The sequence below is a fragment of the Klebsiella sp. GB_Kp056 genome (assembly GCF_040064755.1).
Lineage (GTDB): Bacteria > Pseudomonadota > Gammaproteobacteria > Enterobacterales > Enterobacteriaceae > Klebsiella > Klebsiella quasipneumoniae.
The window spans coordinates 97,627-112,740 of the sequence record NZ_JBEAJA010000037.1 but is presented as its reverse complement, the minus strand read 5'-3'; the positions used below and the strand labels follow the sequence as shown (position 1 = coordinate 112,740).

Genomic DNA, 15,114 nt, shown 5'->3' with positions numbered 1-15,114 from the left:
CGCGCCCGTCAGGGATGACGGGGTTCACTCCACAATGCGCGTCTCTCCGCCGCTATTCTCCAGCGCATAGCGCTGGCAGGCAGCCCCGGCGGCGATAAGATCCGCCAGCTCTGCCGAGTGGCTGGTCAGCCAGATCTGGCTGTAGCGGGAGGCCTCGACGATCAGCCTGGCCAACGCCGGGAGCATGTCGCGATGCAGGCTGTTCTCCGGTTCATTGATCGCCAGAAAGGCCGGCGGGCGCGGGCTGAGCAGCGCGACGGCGAGGCAGAGAAAACGCAGCGTGCCGTCGGACATCTCCGCCGCCAGCAGCGGGCGGCGGATCCCCTCCCGGCGCATTTTCAGCGCGAAACGCGAGTGCTCGTTTTCACAGTAAAACTGGCAGCCGGGAAAGGCGTCGGCGAGGATCTCGTGCAAAATCTCCTCCGCGCCGATCTCGACAATGGTCTGAAAGGCGGCCGCCAGATTATGGCCGTCGCTGTCGAGCACCGGCGAACGGTAGCCGACGGCCGGCTGGCGCAGCGGTGAGTGGCGGCCGATAGCGAATTCATGGTAAAACCGCCAGCGGCGCAGGGTCTCGCGCACCCGCGACACCTCAGGAAAACGGTGCGGCTCGCCAAGCTGACCGAACACCGACTCGTTTTCATAAATACTCTCGGTGAAGGTGCTTTTCTCCCCGGCGACATCGACGAGGAATGCCGCCTGATTCTTACGCTGCAGTACGCGGGAGGAAGGCCGACGGGAATAGCCCGCCAGCCAGATGTTCTCTTCTTTGACGATGGGATCGAGCATGAACTGCGTCGGATAGGGCAATTTTTCCGGGAAACCAACCTGCAGTTCATAATCAAAGCTCTCCGTCCGACAGGCGATTTGCAGCCGGCGGGGATGGCGATCGAGGGGAGAACGATCTCCGGACCACATCATATTTTCAAGGCCCCCCTCTTCGCTGATAAATCCCGACAGCCTGCCGTCGGCAGCCGCGGTCAACAGATGGATAGCGTTGTAAATATTGGATTTGCCGCAGCCGTTAGGGCCGAAGACAATGTTCAGCGGCCCCAGCTCCAGCGCGATATCCCTGACTGAGCGAAAGTTTTGAATACGGATGTACTGAATCATGATGCGTCCTGGCCCGGAGAGAGAAGGCTGCCACAGTAGCAAAGCCGCGGCAGGGATACTATCGCCCCCTCTCTCCGACCGGGTTTAACAGAACATTTTTTTCATTCCGCGGGTCAGCGCCACCCGCGTCAGCTTGTCGCTATCCTGATGGGCATCACTGAAAACGCCAAAGAAATAGCGTTCATCGTCAATGGTTTGACTCACGATACGATAGCTGAGCGGCTGGCCGGACGGCGCACCGTATTGCGCAGGCGTCACTGAGACCTCGGTCGCATCGTCGGCGACGCTGACCAGCAGTCCATCCGCCTTACCGCCCACCAGCATGACCTTAATTATCGGGTGCACCAGTTCCTCCCGGGATGGCATAGATCATTGGCAAACCGCGCAGCGCGGCGGGCGTATCGTCAGCAATCAGCGGCGCCAGCCAGAGTGCGGTCTTAAGTACTTTCTTATAGTTCATTGCGGCCTTGAGTCAAAAAATAGCGTGCTTAGGCTGAGCTAAATATTGATTATTCGAAATAAAAGATGACAAATGATGAAGGAAAAAAGAGGAATTGTGAATCAGCAAAACGCCAGGTTATTCTATTTTATCACTCCTCTACTCGCCTTTAATGGCCCTGATTCAAGGAAGTATTGCGGTTATGCGTTATGTTCGCCTGTGCCTTATCTCCCTGATTGCCGCCCTGCCACTGGCGGTATTCGCCAGCCCTCCGCCGCTTGAGCAAATTACACGCAGCGAAAGTCAGCTGGCGGGCCACGTGGGCTATGTGGAAATGGATCTGGCCAGCGGCCGCACGCTGGCCGCCTGGCGCGCCAGTGAGCGCTTTCCGCTGATGAGCACCTTTAAAGTGCTGCTCTGCGGCGCGGTGCTGGCCCGGGTGGATGCCGGAGACGAACAGCTGGATCGGCGGATCCGCTACCGCCAGCAGGATCTTGTGGACTACTCCCCGGTCAGCGAAAAACACCTTGCCGACGGGATGACCGTTGGCGAACTCTGCGCCGCCGCCATCACCATGAGCGACAACAGCGCCGGCAATCTGCTGTTGAAGAGCGTTGGCGGCCCCGCGGGATTGACCGCTTTTCTGCGCCAGATCGGTGACAACGTCACCCGCCTTGACCGCTGGGAAACGGAGCTCAATGAGGCGCTTCCCGGCGACGTGCGCGACACCACCACCCCAGCCAGCATGGCCGCCACCCTGCGCAAGCTGCTAACCAGCCACGCGCTGAGCGCCCGTTCGCAGCAGCAGCTGCTGCAGTGGATGGTGGACGACCAGGTGGCCGGTCCGCTGATCCGCGCCGTGCTGCCGGCGGGCTGGTTTATCGCCGATAAAACAGGGGCCGGCGAGCGGGGCTCACGCGGCATTGTCGCCCTGCTCGGCCCGAATGGCAAAGCGGAGCGCATCGTGGTGATCTATCTGCGGGATACGCCGGCGACCATGGCCGAGCGTAACCAGCAGATCGCCAGAATAGGCGCGGCGCTGATCGAGCACTGGCAGCGCTAGCCCGGCGAAGGTCGCGCGCCTTACCCGGCGCGCAGCACCTCGCAAGCGTGCCGGGCGATATGTGTGGCGGCTGCATCGGAGAGATGCCGGTCGGTAATGATGGTGGTAAAGCGGGTCAAGGGTAACGCCATAAACGTGGCCACCTGATTGTATTTCGAACTGTCGCACAGCAGGATGCTTCTGGCGCTGACCTGGCTGACGGTCTCCTTGACGGTGACCTTGTTCTCATCAGGGGTGAAAATCCCGCGGCTGTCCCAGCCGCTGGCGGAGATAAAGGCCGTATCGATAGCCAGGTGGCGCAAGGTCCGCGCCGCCGACTCGCCGACGCAGGAGCGGTTCTCCCGGCACAGGGTGCCGCCGGTGTGGATCACGCCGCACTGGCTGGCATCGATCAGCAGCTGGGTTATCTCAAAATCATTGGTGACCACCTGCAGGTCGTCCCGGTCGAGGATCGCCCGCGCCAGCGCCAGGGTGGTGGTGCCGGCATCGAGATAGATGCAGCTGTTTTTGGCGATGTGACTGGCCGCCAGCGCGCCGATGGCCTGTTTCTCTTCACTCTGTAGTGTGCTTTTCACCAGATGACTGGGCTCTGCGGCCAGCCGGCTGACGGCGCGCACGCCGCCCGAGACGCTGACCAGCAGCCCCTGTTCTTCCAGCTTACTGACGTCGCGACGGATAGTCATATGGGACACGCCGAGGATCTCCGTCAGCTCATTAATGCTCACCGCCCCACGCTGCTCCACCAGGGCTAAAATACGCTGATGACGTTCTATTGGAATCACCGCTCTCCCCTTACCATTTTTTCACACCAGAGCTTACCACTCACGCCGGGAACCTGAAGATCCCCTGTGCTGTTATCGCTGCTTTACCGCTGTTTTTACGCTATTTTAGGGCAAGAATCGCCGTCGCGCAGCCACTTTCCGTCTGTGAATTTTTTATATTCATGTGGGTTATTCGTGATAACTCTCACATAATTTCACATGACAACGCTTTATTCTATCATTAAATCACATTAATTAACGAATATTCACAAGGAGACCGGCATGACTGCACACACTAACGTCTGCGTGATTGGACTGGGTTCGATGGGCATGGGCGCCGCACGCGCCTGCCTGCAGGCGGGCCTGAACACCTGGGGGGTGGACATCAATCCCGACAACTGCCGCGCGCTGCTGGAGTCGGGCGCCAAAGGCGCAGGCCCCAGCGCGGTGCCTTTCGCCGCTGAACTGGATGCGGTCGTGCTGCTGGTGGTCAATGCCGCCCAGGTTCGAGGGATCCTGTTCGGCGAGAGCGGCCTCGCCGCCCATCTGAAGCCGGGTACCGCGGTGATGGTGTCGTCAACCATCGCCTCCGCCGATGCCCAGGCGATTGCCGCGGCGCTGGCGGAATATCAGCTATTGATGCTCGACGCGCCGGTATCGGGCGGCGCGGTGAAAGCGGCCGCCGGCGACATGACGGTGATGGCCTCCGGGAGCGATGCCGTCTTCGCCCGCCTCGCGCCAGTGCTGGACGCGGTGGCCGGCAAAGTCTATCGCATCGGGAGCGACATTGGCCTCGGTTCGACGGTAAAAATCATCCATCAGCTGCTGGCCGGGGTGCATATCGCCGTCGCCGCCGAAGCGATGGCCCTCGCCGCCCGCGCCGGCATCCCGCTGGAGACGATGTACGACGTGGTGACCCACGCGGCGGGTAATTCGTGGATGTTTGAGAATCGTATGCAGCACGTCCTGGATGGCGATTACTCGCCAAAATCCGCCGTCGATATTTTTGTCAAAGATCTCGGCCTGGTGAATGACACCGCCCGGGCGCTGGCCTTCCCGCTGCCGCTCGCCACCACCGCGCTGAATATGTTCACCTCCGCCAGCAACGCCGGATTCGGCCGGGAAGATGACAGCGCGGTGATCAAGATCTTCAACGGCATTACCCTGCCGGGCCATAAACAGTGAGGAGAGACAAGATGCAGCTTGGTGTCATTGCCGATGACTTTACCGGCGCCACGGATATTGCCAGCTTCCTCGTACGCAATGGCATGCCGACGGTGCAGCTAAACGGCGTACCGCCCCACGAACTGCCGCTGACCAGCGAAGCGGTGGTGATCAGCCTGAAAACGCGCTCCTGCCCGGTGGAAACCGCCGTCAGCCAGTCGCTGGCGGCCCTGCGCTGGCTGCAGGCCCGGGGCTGTCAGCAATTTTATTTTAAGTATTGTTCCACGTTCGACAGCACCGCGCAGGGCAACATTGGCCCGGTACTGGATGCTCTACTGGCAGAGCTGGGCGAGACCCGGACGGTGATTTCCCCGGCGCTGCCGGTAAACGGCCGCACGGTCTATCAGGGGTATCTGTTTGTCGGCCAGCAGTTACTCAATGAGTCCGGGATGCGCCACCATCCGGTGACGCCGATGGAGGATGCCCACCTGGGCCGCTTAATCGAGCGCCAGGGCGGCGGAAAAGCGGCGCTGATCGCCTGGCCGATTATCGATCAGGGGCCGGAGGCGGTCGCTGCAGCGCTGGCGGCAATCAGCGACCCGGCGGTGCGCTATGTGGTGCTCGACGCCCTCAGTGAACAGCATTTGCTGACCCAGGGGGCGGCGCTGCGGGAGATGAAGCTGGTCTCCGGCGGCTCTGGTCTCGCCATCGGCTTCGCCCGCGACTGGGCGCAGCGCCACGGAACCCAGGGTGAAGGATCCCAGGCGGGCATGCCGCTGCCCGGCCCGGCGGTAGTGCTCTCGGGCTCCTGTTCGCTGATGACCAACAGCCAGGTGGCGGCCTATCGTGAACAGGCTCCCGCCCGCGCCGTCGACTTAAGCGCCTGCTTTACCGATCTGGAGGGCTATGCCGGGACGCTGGCGGCCTGGGTGGACGCAAACCGCGATTCGCCGCTGGCGCCGATGGTCTATGCCACGACTGAGCCGCAAACGCTGCAGCGGATCCAGGCGCAGTATGGCGACAAGGCCAGCAGCGAACGGATCGAACAGCTGTTCGCCGCCCTCGCCGCCGCGCTGAAGGAGAAAGGATTCACCCGGTTTATTGTGGCCGGAGGGGAAACGTCGAGCATCGTGGCGCAGACGCTGGGGGTCGAGGCGTTCCATATCGGGCCGACGATCTCCCCTGGGGTTCCCTGGGTGCGTGACACCCGCCAGCCGCTCTCCCTGGCGCTGAAGTCAGGTAATTTCGGCGATATCCAGTTCTTTGCCCGTGCCCAGCAGGAGTTTTGTCATGACTGAGCAACAGCTGCGAGATGAGATGGTGCAGATTGGCGCCTCGTTGTTTAACCGCGGTTATGCCACCGGCTCCGCCGGCAATCTGTCGCTCCTGCTGCCGGACGGCAACCTGCTGGCGACGCCGACCGGCTCCTGCCTGGGCGAGCTGCAGGCCCAGCGGTTGTCGGTGGTCACCCTGCAAGGCGAATGGATCGCCGGCGACAAACCGTCGAAAGAGATCGCTTTTCACCGGGCGGTCTATTTGCATAACCCGGCCTGCAAGGCGATCGTCCACTTGCATAGCCACTATCTGACCGCGCTCTCCTGCCTGCAGGGGCTCGATCCGCAGAATTGCATTCGCCCCTTTACTCCCTACGTGGTGATGCGGGTCGGCGACGTCCCGGTGGTTCCCTACTACCGACCGGGCGACGACCGCATTGCCGAGGCGCTGGCCGGCCTGGCGCCGCGCTATAACGCCTTTTTACTGGCCAACCATGGTCCGGTGGTCACTGGCTCATCGCTGCGCGAAGCCACCAATAATACCGAAGAGCTGGAAGAGACCGCGCGGCTGATGTTTACCCTCGGCAATCGCGAGATCCGTTACCTGACCGCTGACGAAGTGGATGAACTGAGATAAAACCATGCCAAAATTTGCTGCAAATTTATCCATGCTGTTTACCGAACTGCCGTTCCTGGACCGCTTTGCCGCCGCCGCCCGCGCCGGTTTCGAAGCCGTGGAGTTTCTGTTCCCCTATGAGTATGCCGCCGGGGAAATTAAACAGCGCCTGCAGGAAAACCAGCTGCAGCTGGTGCTGTTCAATACCCCGCCCGGCGACGTTAACGCCGGGGAATGGGGACTCGCCGCCCTACCGGGCAGGAGCGCCGAGGCCCGGCGTGATATCGAGCTGGCGCTGGAGTACGCCTGCCAACTGGATTGTCCGCAGGTGCATATTATGGCCGGCGTGGTGCAGCCGGGGATGGATCGCGCGGCCTGCGAGGCGGAGCTTTTCGATAACCTGCGCTACGCCGCCGAGCGCTTTGCCCGCCACGGCAAGCGGGCGCTTATTGAAGCCCTGAATCCGCAGACCAAACCGGGCTATTTCTACCACAGTCAATATCAGACGCTGGAGATTGCGCAGCGGGTCGACCGGCCAAACATCGCCGTGCAATTAGATCTGTTTCATGCGCAGAAAGTGGACGGCAATTTAAGCCATCTTATTACCGAGTATGCCGGTCAGTACCGCCATATTCAGATAGCCTCCCTGCCCGACCGCCATGAACCGGACGAGGGCGAGATTAATTATTCATGGATCTATGCGTTGCTGGATAACGTCGGCTATGACGGTTGGATCGGCTGCGAATATATCCCCAGGGCGGATACCCTTTCCGGACTGGAATGGTTCTCGCCCTACCGGAAAAAATAAAGCGCGGTTCTAAAAATATAACTCTCTGTACACCTGTTAATACCCGAGGCAAAACTATGTCGACATCGGCGCTGTTACTTATTGCGTTAGCCAGCGTAGTGCTGTTGCTCCTGCTGGTGATCAAAGCGAAAGCGCATCCTTTTGTGGCGCTCCTGATCGTCAGCCTGCTGGTGGCGTTCGCCACCGGCATTCCGGCGGATAAAATCATTACCACCATTGAAAAAGGCATGGGCGGCCTGCTCGGCCACATCGCCAGCATAATTATTTTGGGATCAATGCTGGGGGTGCTTATTGAAATATCTGGCGGCGCCGAATCGCTGGCGAAAACGCTGACCGGCGTGCTGGGTTCTAAACGGACTATTGCCGCCTTAACCATCGTGGCTTTTATTCTCGGCACGCCAGTCTTCTTTGAAGTCGGCTTTATTATCATCATTCCGTTAATTTACGGCTTCAGTAAAGTCGCCCATCTGTCGCCGCTGAAATTTGGCCTGCCGATGGCCGGAGTGATGTTAACCGTCCATGTGGCGTTGCCAACCCACCCTGGCGCGGCGGCGGCGGCAGGTATTCTGCATAGCGATGTCGGCTGGTTGATGCTGGCGGGAATTGGAGTGTCGATCGTCGTGGGTATCGTGGGCTATTTTGTCGCCCGGTCTATCAATCAGCGCCATTATCATCTGTCGATTAACGTGCTGGAACAGCAGCAAACGGCCGAGGTGCCCGACCTCTCCGTCAACGCCCAGCAGACCCGACTGGCGCCGCCGAATGCGCTGGTTATCGGCGGGCTGATCGTGGTGCCCATCGTGCTGATTGTTTCCGGAACGCTGTGTCAGGCCCTGCTGCTGCCGGATAACGCGATTCGCCAGCTGATGACCGTCATTGGCACCCCGCCCGTCGCCCTGCTGATCTCCCTGGGGCTGGCCAGCTGGACGCTGGGCATCCGGCGGGGGATGAACCTGAAAAAGCTGGGAGAAGTCACCGGCAGCGCGATCCCCTCCTCGGCGGACGTGATCCTCGTCGCCGGCGCCGGCGGCGCCTTTGGCGGGGTGCTGGTCGCCTCCGGCATCGGCAATGCCTTAGCCGAGGCGCTGGAGACGATTCATCTGCCGCTGATGCCCGCCGCTTTCCTGCTGTCGCTGGTGCTTCGGGCCTCGCAGGGCTCGGCCACCGTGGCGATCCTTACCACCTCCGGCCTGTTGTCACAGGCGGTCGTCGGGCTGGAGCCGCTGCAGCTGGTGCTGGTGACGCTGGCGACCTGTTTCGGCTCGCTCGGGTTATCGCACGTTAACGACGCCGGGTTCTGGGTGGTCACGCGCTATCTCGGGCTCTCGGTGCCGGACGGACTCAGAACCTGGACCGTACTGACCACCATCATGGGGGTGACGGGCTTCCTGATCACCTGGCTGCTGTGGTTTGTACTGTAATATTCACCCGGGTGGCTCCGGCCACCTTATCGTGTCCCCTTCGCGGGGACTAACTCATTATCGCTGCCCGGCAGCTGACCTCCCGCTGACAGCGTCACCGGTATAAAATAGCGTACGTGATAGCGCTTCTCCTCTGCCTCTCCTCCTTCCGCATGACGGGTCATAAAGCATTCAATGTCATGCCCATCCCGACGGCTTACCCCCAGCGTTGGCAACTGTTCCAGATAGAGATCGCTGGACAAACGGGCATAGCGTGACCAGCTGCCGTAGAATTCAACCCCCACATACAGCCCCGACCGGGTGGTCAACGCGGACGACGGCTTTCGCGCCTCGTGACAACCGACAAAGGCGTTAACCTCGACGTTAAGCTCATTTTGACTCGCTGCCGCGTAATCGGAAAGTATGGAAAGCGAACCGCCTCCAGCGGCGAAAAAGCGGTCAACCTTTTGTCTGATAGCCGTCTTGCCGGTACTTTGCAACACCATATCCGACAGGCGCAGTTCATACTTCATCGGGTAGCCATAATAGACCCGCTCCGGCAGGGAACAGATCCGAGCCAAAGGCAGGCTCTCATCATCCGTGGGGAATTTTTTTAACAGTTTTGCCGTGTCCCAGTGCGCCGCGCAGCGGTACTCCCGTGGCGAAAGCGAGAAACGTTTCTTAAACTCCCGGGAGAAGGTCTGCGGCGAATCGTAACTTAACTGCCAGGCTATGGCGGCGATCGGTTGCCGCGTTAAACGCAGACTGACCGCTGCGATGGTCAGCCGCCGCAGGCGAATATACTGCCCGATGGGTAACCGGCCATATTGATAAAACACCTCGTACACAAACCGACGCGAATAGCCCATATACTGCGCCAGGTCATCGATCGCCGGGTTACAGTAGATATTATCCTCCAGCCACGCCAGCATTTTTAAATAGAGCATTTGCTTCATAAGCACCGCATACTTCTTGTAATCTTGTCCTCCGCTAATTTTAACAACAGATACTGGCTACCACTAAGCTTTTTATGCATCGCAAAAATAAAAAATTATCAAAGTGCTTAAAACGGCATCTAATATAGGCTCATCATTTTGTTTATTAGGAACTTTCGCATACCAACACACCGTTATCTCACTTTTCCTGGTAGATATTGCATTAATGAAAAACATCCCTTAGATTACCCCAGCTAAAAAAGACCTGCGCATCACCATTATATTCTTTAATTTATTCTGACACCTTTTTCATACCCCACAGGGAAGTTATATGACGAATTTTTTGATCAATATAAAAAATCACTATTTGCGAGTCGCTATTGCGGAGCTGGTGGATGAAGCGATGAAGACCTACGGGGGATCAGCCTATCAGTTTTCTGAACAATGGGACCTGGAGTCGATAGCGCAATCTCAGGTGTTCTTCACGGAAATGGTGGCGGGAGAATGGTACCTGTGTCATGACCTGTTGCAGCATGCCCCAGAGCAATACACGCTTTTTATTTTCCAGGACAATGAACAAGCTACCGTCGAAGAGGGCTTACCCAACTGTCTGCGGCAGGCGGTGTTTATACCTCCCCATGCTCCCGTTCAGCGTCTTAAAGATGAGATAGTCAGCGCGATTCAGCGCCCCTTGCCTCCTCAGCATGACCCGTCCTTCAATCGACTGCGGCGTTGCATCAATTGCGCCTGCAAGTCGGTCAGCGATGCGCAAACCAAAGTCATTTACGCGTTCAGTATTGGTCTGAGTCCGCATGAAGTCGCGGCGGCGCTAAAAATTAGCCACAAAACCATTCATTCACATAAAAAGAATATTATGAGCAAGTTCAATTTGCACAGCCGCCAGCAATTTAACAACCTCGTAAAACTACTCGCCAGACGTTAATACAATCGTCATTATATTACCTCTGCAGATTATCTTCTGGAACGGAAGACGTAACGTCTTTTGCGTCTTTCCTGAATATAAGAAAGACCACTCCATAAAGAAATGACGGGACAAAAAATCAGACACAAAATAATAAATAAGTCGCTCATATCAGACCTGAAAAAAGGAATTAAACTTACGTTGATAATATGGATTTGCTTTTAATCAGGCAAGACCAGTATCTCTTTTTGAGAGCGGGCAATATAATGGCAGGATAATTCCTGGTGGCGAATGTTAACCGATAATTTAAGGCGGTGGACCAATACCGCAGGCGGAATGAGCGGCCTGTTTGCCCTTTTTTGCATTGGGAATGAGAAAATGATAGCTAAACCTCAGATTCCCTGTAGAGTGAAGGTAATCACAAAGTGAAGCCCCCGTTCCGCGTAGCGGACATCACGGTTGGTTAAATGTCATAAAAAAACAGCCTCCCTTCTCCGAGGGGCTGGCCATACCTCCCTCAATACGCGCTGTACGGAGCATCACGCGCTGCCGCAGCGACCGGAATGATTATGCTAACCACCCTGATATACCGCAGCCAGGTTAATCCTGCCCGCCCGCCCACCGATCTCGACGCTTTAATTCATCGCGCCAGCGGGAAAAACATGCCTCTTGGCATCACCGGTATTCTGCTGTTTAACGGGCTGCAGTTCTTCCAGGTGCTGGAGGGAAGCGAGGAAGATCTTGAGTCGTTATTCCACGAGATACAGAGCGATCCGCGCCATCGCGACGTGGTGGAACTGATGCGCGACTATTCGGCCTACCGTCGTTTTCACGACACCGGAATGCGCCTGCTGGATCTTCGTCTTTTCGAAGCCGACAGCGCGCTGGAGGAGCTCCTGCGCTTTAGCTCGTTTGGGGTCACCGAGCCGGTCAACGACCGGATGTTCCGCCTGATTAGCGCCTTTATCGCCGACGGTGGGCGCTATTGTCTGCCCGAGCCGCTGCAGCCTTCTCGCTGGACGATGATGCCTGCCCCGGCCACTGCCCCCGCGCGCCACCTGCCCGATCAACCTTGCCAGTTTGCCCTGCAGGCCATCGTCGAGCCGGCCAAGAAGCGGGTCTCTTCCTTTGAAGCGCTGATCCGCAGCCCCACCGGCGGATCTCCTGTAGAGATGTTTGCCGCCATCCCGGCGGAGGATCGCTACCGTTTCGACCTCGAGAGCAAAGCGTATGCCTTCTCTCTCGCCGGTCAGTTACCGCTTGGTAAACACCAGCTGGCCATTAACCTGCTGCCCGGTTCGCTGTATAACCACCCTGACGCCGTAGGCTGGCTGATGAACAGCCTGCTGGCGGCCGGCCTCCGGCCGGACCAGGTGCTGATAGAGGTTACCGAAACGGAGGTGATCACCTGCTTTGACCAGTTCCGCAAGGTGCTCAAAGCGCTGCGCGTCGCGGGCATGAAGCTGGCCATCGACGACTTTGGCGCGGGTTACTCCGGCCTGTCGTTACTGACCCGCTTTCAGCCCGATAAAATCAAAGTGGATGCGGAGCTGGTGCGCAATATTCATATCAGCGGCGCCAAGCAGGCGATTGTCGCCTCGGTCGTGCGCTGCTGCGAGGATTTGGGCATCACGGTGGTGGCGGAAGGCGTCGAAACCCTGGAAGAGTGGTGCTGGCTGCAGTCGGTGGGCATTCGCCTGTTTCAGGGGTTCCTTTTCTCCCGACCGTGCCTGAACGGCATCGGGGAAATTTGCTGGCCGATAGCGCGTCAGGCCACGGATCTGTAAGGCCGCGGTAGGCGGCAGCGTCACTGCCAGTGGGGGAGCTTTTCGCCCAGCGCCGCCAGGGCGAAGCGCACCGCTTTCGCCACCACTGTCTCGCAGTCACCGGTAAAGCGCAGCCGTTGGGTTTCGATCTGGCCGCGAAAGTTCCAGGCAAACCATACCGTGCCGGCGGGGGTACCATCCTCTCCCCCCTCCGGTCCCGCATAGCCGCTGATGGCGATGGCGATGTCGGCCCCGGCTATCGCCAGCATACCGCTGGACATCTCCTTCACGCACGCTTCGCTGACAGCGCTGTGTTCCGCCAGGGTTTCCGCGCGCACCTGCAGCACATTGCGCTTGGCTTCATCGCTGAAGGTGACCACGCCGGTATCATAAAAGGCCGCGGTATCAGCCTGAGCACAGAGCGCTGCCGCCAGATTGCCGCCGGTGCAGGATTCCGCAGTGGTGAGCCGCCAGCCGCGCGCGATAAGCGCCCGGGCCACCTCGGCCGTCAGTTGATGAGTATGTTGTGCGTCTTTATCGATCTCCTCAGCCATTCTCACTCCTCGCCGAATTTGAAAAGTATCACCGCCTCACTGCCCTGTTAACAGGATAGCATAGTGATTTCTCTCGTCGCCTGGAGGCCGTTTACGCCACCCTGAGTGGATAAAAAAAGGCCCGCAGCGCGGGCCTTGAAAGGAACTACCTCGGCACAGAAGCGGAATCACACTTTGTGTTCGATCACCCGCCCCTGGTTCTCAATGGCAATTTTGCGCGGTTTTTCGCTCTCGGGGATCTCCTGATGGATAGCGATTTTTAAGATCCCGCTCTCCAGCTGCGCCTGATTAATCTGGGCGTGTTCCGGAAGCGAAAAACTAAGCTGGAAATCAGCCCGGCGAATGCCTTTATAAATCCAGCCCTGGCTGTTTCCGGAATGATTTTCGGATTGCGCGCGTTTACCGGTAATATGCAGATTACCGCCTACGGTCTCTATTTCCAGTTCATCATCTTTCCAGCCAGGCACGCTGACGCTGAGCAGGAAATTACTGTCATCCACTTTCTGTAAATCGTAGGCTGGTAAGGTCCCCACCGGCGTATCGCCCGTTAACTGGCTGAAAAGACGGTCGATACGGTTAAAGCGATCGGCAAAAAGGGAATCAGCAAATACCGGGAGTGCTGACAAGGTTTTGAGTGCCATAATTAACCTCCTGAATATCCATTCAAAAGCTCAACATAAAGGCAAGCATTGCTTGTCCGCTTTATAAAATAATAGCTAAAGCGCGTTTTTCAAGACCTGAAATAAAAAAATTTCTTCGTCAGTCACAGAAAGAAATAACCAGGTCAGGTGGCAAAGTGACCCCCGCCAGACGGCGGGGGCTGGGGTGCTTCTGAGTCCCATAACTGATGCTGTTTAACATTCAATAAACAGAAGCGTCATGTATATATTACTTGTTCAAGGGGATGTCAACGCCCGAATCGCGCCCCCTCACCCGTCGCCCTGCAATAGCGCCACGAGAAATGCGGTTCTCCTGACGATCGTTTCGCCAACTGCGGCGGCCTCGACATCACTTTGGCCTCGCTGGCGCCAGCCGGAAGACCCTGGCGAAAATTTACGCCGTCAGGGAAGGAACCTTTCACCTCCCTCCGTGCCTAATAACCTGCATACGCACTTTCTGAGGCATCACTATGACCGGCATTTTTATCTCTACCACCCTGTTCGCCCTCTTCGCGTCGATGTTGATCGGTCTGGGGATGGTATGGAAAGGCATCTCCAACAACCCGGATAACTAATCCTTTTTGGACGCCGTTGCCATTCACCTGATGCAGCGGCGGGTCAATACACCACCCTCTACCCCATCCACACTTCTTGTTCAGGCGACAAATGCTCAGTATTTGCGCCCGCGTACCCTTTTTCGAAATAAAAATTCACATGGCGAATGTGTAACTTCAATTAATATAGTTCAGGCCAGAATTAAGGCCTGCAATGTAGGCAACTTAAGTAGTATGTGCCTAAGCGTCAGCCATAAGCCTGCGAAAAGAATTCACAATCGCATGATTTCAAAATCATGTCTAACCGCGCCCCTTCCCTGCTGAACTATACTTTCCTTCAGATATCTGGCTGGAGGTGGCGATGTGCGGACGTTTTGCGCAAGCGCAGACGCGGGAAGCATACCTGGCGTTTCTCGCAGAAGAGGCCGAACGCGATATCCTCTGGGACCCGGTGCCCATTGGGCGATATAACGTCGCGCCCGGGACAAAAGTGTTACTCCTGAGTGAAAGGAATGAGCAACTCCACCTCGATCCCGTTCACTGGGGCTATGCGCCGGGATGGTGGGATAAATCACCGCTGATTAATGCCCGGGTTGAAACCGCTGCCACCAGCAGGATGTTCAAACCGCTGTGGCAGCACGGGCGGGCGATCTGCTTCGCCGATGGCTGGTTTGAATGGAAAAAGGTCGGAGACAAAAAGCAGCCCTACTTCATCCAGCGGAAGGATGGCCAGCCGATATTTATGGCCGCTATTGGCAGCACCCCCTTCGAACGCGGGGACAGCGCCGAAGGATTTTTGCTGGTGACCGCTGCCGCCGATCGCGGTCTTGTCGATATACATGACCGCCGGCCGCTGGTCCTGACGCCGGAAGCCGCCCGGGAATGGATGAGGCAGGATCTCACCGGCGCGGATGCGGCGGAGATTGCCAGGGACGGAAGCGTCTCCGCCGACGATTTCACCTGGCACGCGGTATCGCGGGCGGTCGGCAATGTGAACAATCAGGGGCCAGCGTTAATTGAGCCAGTAGAGTGAGCGCCTAACTCTGTGGCCGATCCCCCGCCGGATGCGCCGGCTGCGGTGCGATC

The 15,114-nt window shown here is 58.0% G+C and carries 19 protein-coding genes; 10 read left to right on the top strand and 9 right to left on the bottom strand.

Features of this window, described 5'->3' with window-relative positions; genetic code table 11:
* Positions 1–24: 24 nt before the first annotated feature.
* The 3 genes from ABLV52_RS05090 to ABLV52_RS05080 form a co-directional block, all read right to left on the bottom strand.
* The gene (locus ABLV52_RS05090) at positions 25–1,113 is read right to left on the bottom strand and encodes an AAA family ATPase (protein ID WP_023289607.1); all 1,089 of its coding nucleotides are present in this window, start codon (positions 1,111–1,113) and stop codon (positions 25–27) included.
* Between the two features lie 84 nt (positions 1,114–1,197).
* Positions 1,198–1,458, bottom strand: coding sequence for a hypothetical protein (locus tag ABLV52_RS05085; protein WP_004205993.1), 261 nt, complete (start codon positions 1,456–1,458; stop codon positions 1,198–1,200).
* Positions 1,442–1,573, bottom strand: coding sequence for a hypothetical protein (locus tag ABLV52_RS05080; RefSeq protein ID WP_258959434.1), 132 nt, complete (start codon positions 1,571–1,573; stop codon positions 1,442–1,444). The genes ABLV52_RS05085 and ABLV52_RS05080 overlap by 17 nt, the downstream gene beginning before the upstream one ends.
* A gap of 181 nt (positions 1,574–1,754) precedes the next feature.
* Between ABLV52_RS05080 and blaOKP the strand changes: the two genes are divergently transcribed.
* The gene (blaOKP, locus tag ABLV52_RS05075; RefSeq protein WP_348890099.1) at positions 1,755–2,615 is read left to right on the top strand and encodes an OKP family broad-spectrum class A beta-lactamase; all 861 of its coding nucleotides are present in this window, start codon (positions 1,755–1,757) and stop codon (positions 2,613–2,615) included.
* Between the two features lie 20 nt (positions 2,616–2,635).
* Here blaOKP and ABLV52_RS05070 read toward each other — a convergent pair whose 3' ends face one another.
* A complete protein-coding gene (locus tag ABLV52_RS05070) occupies positions 2,636–3,397 on the bottom strand; it encodes a DeoR/GlpR family DNA-binding transcription regulator (protein ID WP_023289604.1) in 762 nt (253 codons plus the stop codon).
* A 261-nt stretch (positions 3,398–3,658) separates the two neighbouring features.
* Between ABLV52_RS05070 and ltnD the strand changes: the two genes are divergently transcribed.
* From ltnD to ABLV52_RS05045, 5 genes are read left to right on the top strand one after another with little or no spacing between them, the layout of a single operon-like run.
* Complete coding sequence (ltnD, locus tag ABLV52_RS05065; protein WP_348890098.1) at positions 3,659–4,561, top strand: L-threonate dehydrogenase; 903 nt, start codon at positions 3,659–3,661, stop codon at positions 4,559–4,561.
* An 11-nt stretch (positions 4,562–4,572) separates the two neighbouring features.
* Positions 4,573–5,838, top strand: a complete 1,266-nt coding sequence (gene otnK, locus ABLV52_RS05060) for a 3-oxo-tetronate kinase (protein ID WP_348890097.1) — start codon at positions 4,573–4,575, stop codon at positions 5,836–5,838.
* Positions 5,831–6,451 carry an aldolase gene (locus tag ABLV52_RS05055; RefSeq protein ID WP_023289601.1) on the top strand — a complete coding sequence of 207 codons (621 nt, stop codon included), beginning with the start codon at positions 5,831–5,833 and terminating at the stop codon, positions 6,449–6,451. Before otnK ends, ABLV52_RS05055 begins: the two co-directional genes overlap by 8 nt.
* Positions 6,452–6,455: 4 nt before the next feature.
* A complete protein-coding gene (locus ABLV52_RS05050) occupies positions 6,456–7,238 on the top strand; it encodes an HPr family phosphocarrier protein (protein ID WP_032452753.1) in 783 nt (260 codons plus the stop codon).
* Positions 7,239–7,294: 56 nt separating this feature from the next.
* A complete protein-coding gene (locus ABLV52_RS05045) occupies positions 7,295–8,659 on the top strand; it encodes a GntP family transporter (RefSeq protein WP_072421711.1) in 1,365 nt (454 codons plus the stop codon).
* Between the two features lie 26 nt (positions 8,660–8,685).
* On the opposite strand, the gene ABLV52_RS05040 is transcribed toward ABLV52_RS05045, so the two are convergent.
* Positions 8,686–9,594, bottom strand: coding sequence for a helix-turn-helix domain-containing protein (locus ABLV52_RS05040; protein ID WP_101861565.1), 909 nt, complete (start codon positions 9,592–9,594; stop codon positions 8,686–8,688).
* Positions 9,595–9,904: 310 nt separating this feature from the next.
* Here ABLV52_RS05040 and kbvR point away from each other — a divergent pair, with 310 nt between their 5' ends.
* Positions 9,905–10,516, top strand: coding sequence for a LuxR family transcriptional regulator KbvR (gene kbvR, locus ABLV52_RS05035; protein WP_348890096.1), 612 nt, complete (start codon positions 9,905–9,907; stop codon positions 10,514–10,516).
* 29 nt (positions 10,517–10,545) lie between these two features.
* Here the strand turns inward: kbvR and ABLV52_RS05030 are convergent, their stop codons facing one another.
* Positions 10,546–10,665 (bottom strand): small membrane protein, encoded by a 120-nt coding sequence (locus tag ABLV52_RS05030; protein ID WP_137910593.1) that lies wholly within the window; start codon positions 10,663–10,665, stop codon positions 10,546–10,548.
* A gap of 399 nt (positions 10,666–11,064) precedes the next feature.
* Here ABLV52_RS05030 and ABLV52_RS05025 point away from each other — a divergent pair, with 399 nt between their 5' ends.
* On the top strand, positions 11,065–12,282 hold the full coding sequence (locus ABLV52_RS05025) for a diguanylate phosphodiesterase (RefSeq protein ID WP_348890095.1): 1,218 nt from the start codon (positions 11,065–11,067) through the stop codon (positions 12,280–12,282).
* 20 nt (positions 12,283–12,302) lie between these two features.
* Here the strand turns inward: ABLV52_RS05025 and ABLV52_RS05020 are convergent, their stop codons facing one another.
* From ABLV52_RS05020 to ABLV52_RS05010, 3 genes are all read right to left on the bottom strand, one after another.
* Complete coding sequence (locus ABLV52_RS05020) at positions 12,303–12,815, bottom strand: 2-oxo-tetronate isomerase (RefSeq protein ID WP_348890094.1); 513 nt, start codon at positions 12,813–12,815, stop codon at positions 12,303–12,305.
* 167 nt (positions 12,816–12,982) lie between these two features.
* Positions 12,983–13,456, bottom strand: a complete 474-nt coding sequence (locus ABLV52_RS05015) for an Hsp20 family protein (protein ID WP_348890093.1) — start codon at positions 13,454–13,456, stop codon at positions 12,983–12,985.
* Between the two features lie 436 nt (positions 13,457–13,892).
* Positions 13,893–13,994, bottom strand: a complete 102-nt coding sequence (locus ABLV52_RS05010; RefSeq protein ID WP_224222711.1) for a hypothetical protein — start codon at positions 13,992–13,994, stop codon at positions 13,893–13,895.
* Between ABLV52_RS05010 and ABLV52_RS05005 the strand changes: the two genes are divergently transcribed.
* Both ABLV52_RS05005 and ABLV52_RS05000 read left to right on the top strand, forming a co-directional pair.
* Positions 13,945–14,049 carry a YnaM/YnfT family protein gene (locus ABLV52_RS05005; RefSeq protein WP_022065603.1) on the top strand — a complete coding sequence of 35 codons (105 nt, stop codon included), beginning with the start codon at positions 13,945–13,947 and terminating at the stop codon, positions 14,047–14,049. The genes ABLV52_RS05010 and ABLV52_RS05005 overlap by 50 nt on opposite strands.
* 340 nt (positions 14,050–14,389) lie before the next feature.
* Positions 14,390–15,061, top strand: coding sequence for an SOS response-associated peptidase (locus ABLV52_RS05000; RefSeq protein WP_348890092.1), 672 nt, complete (start codon positions 14,390–14,392; stop codon positions 15,059–15,061).
* Positions 15,062–15,114 lie beyond the last annotated feature (53 nt).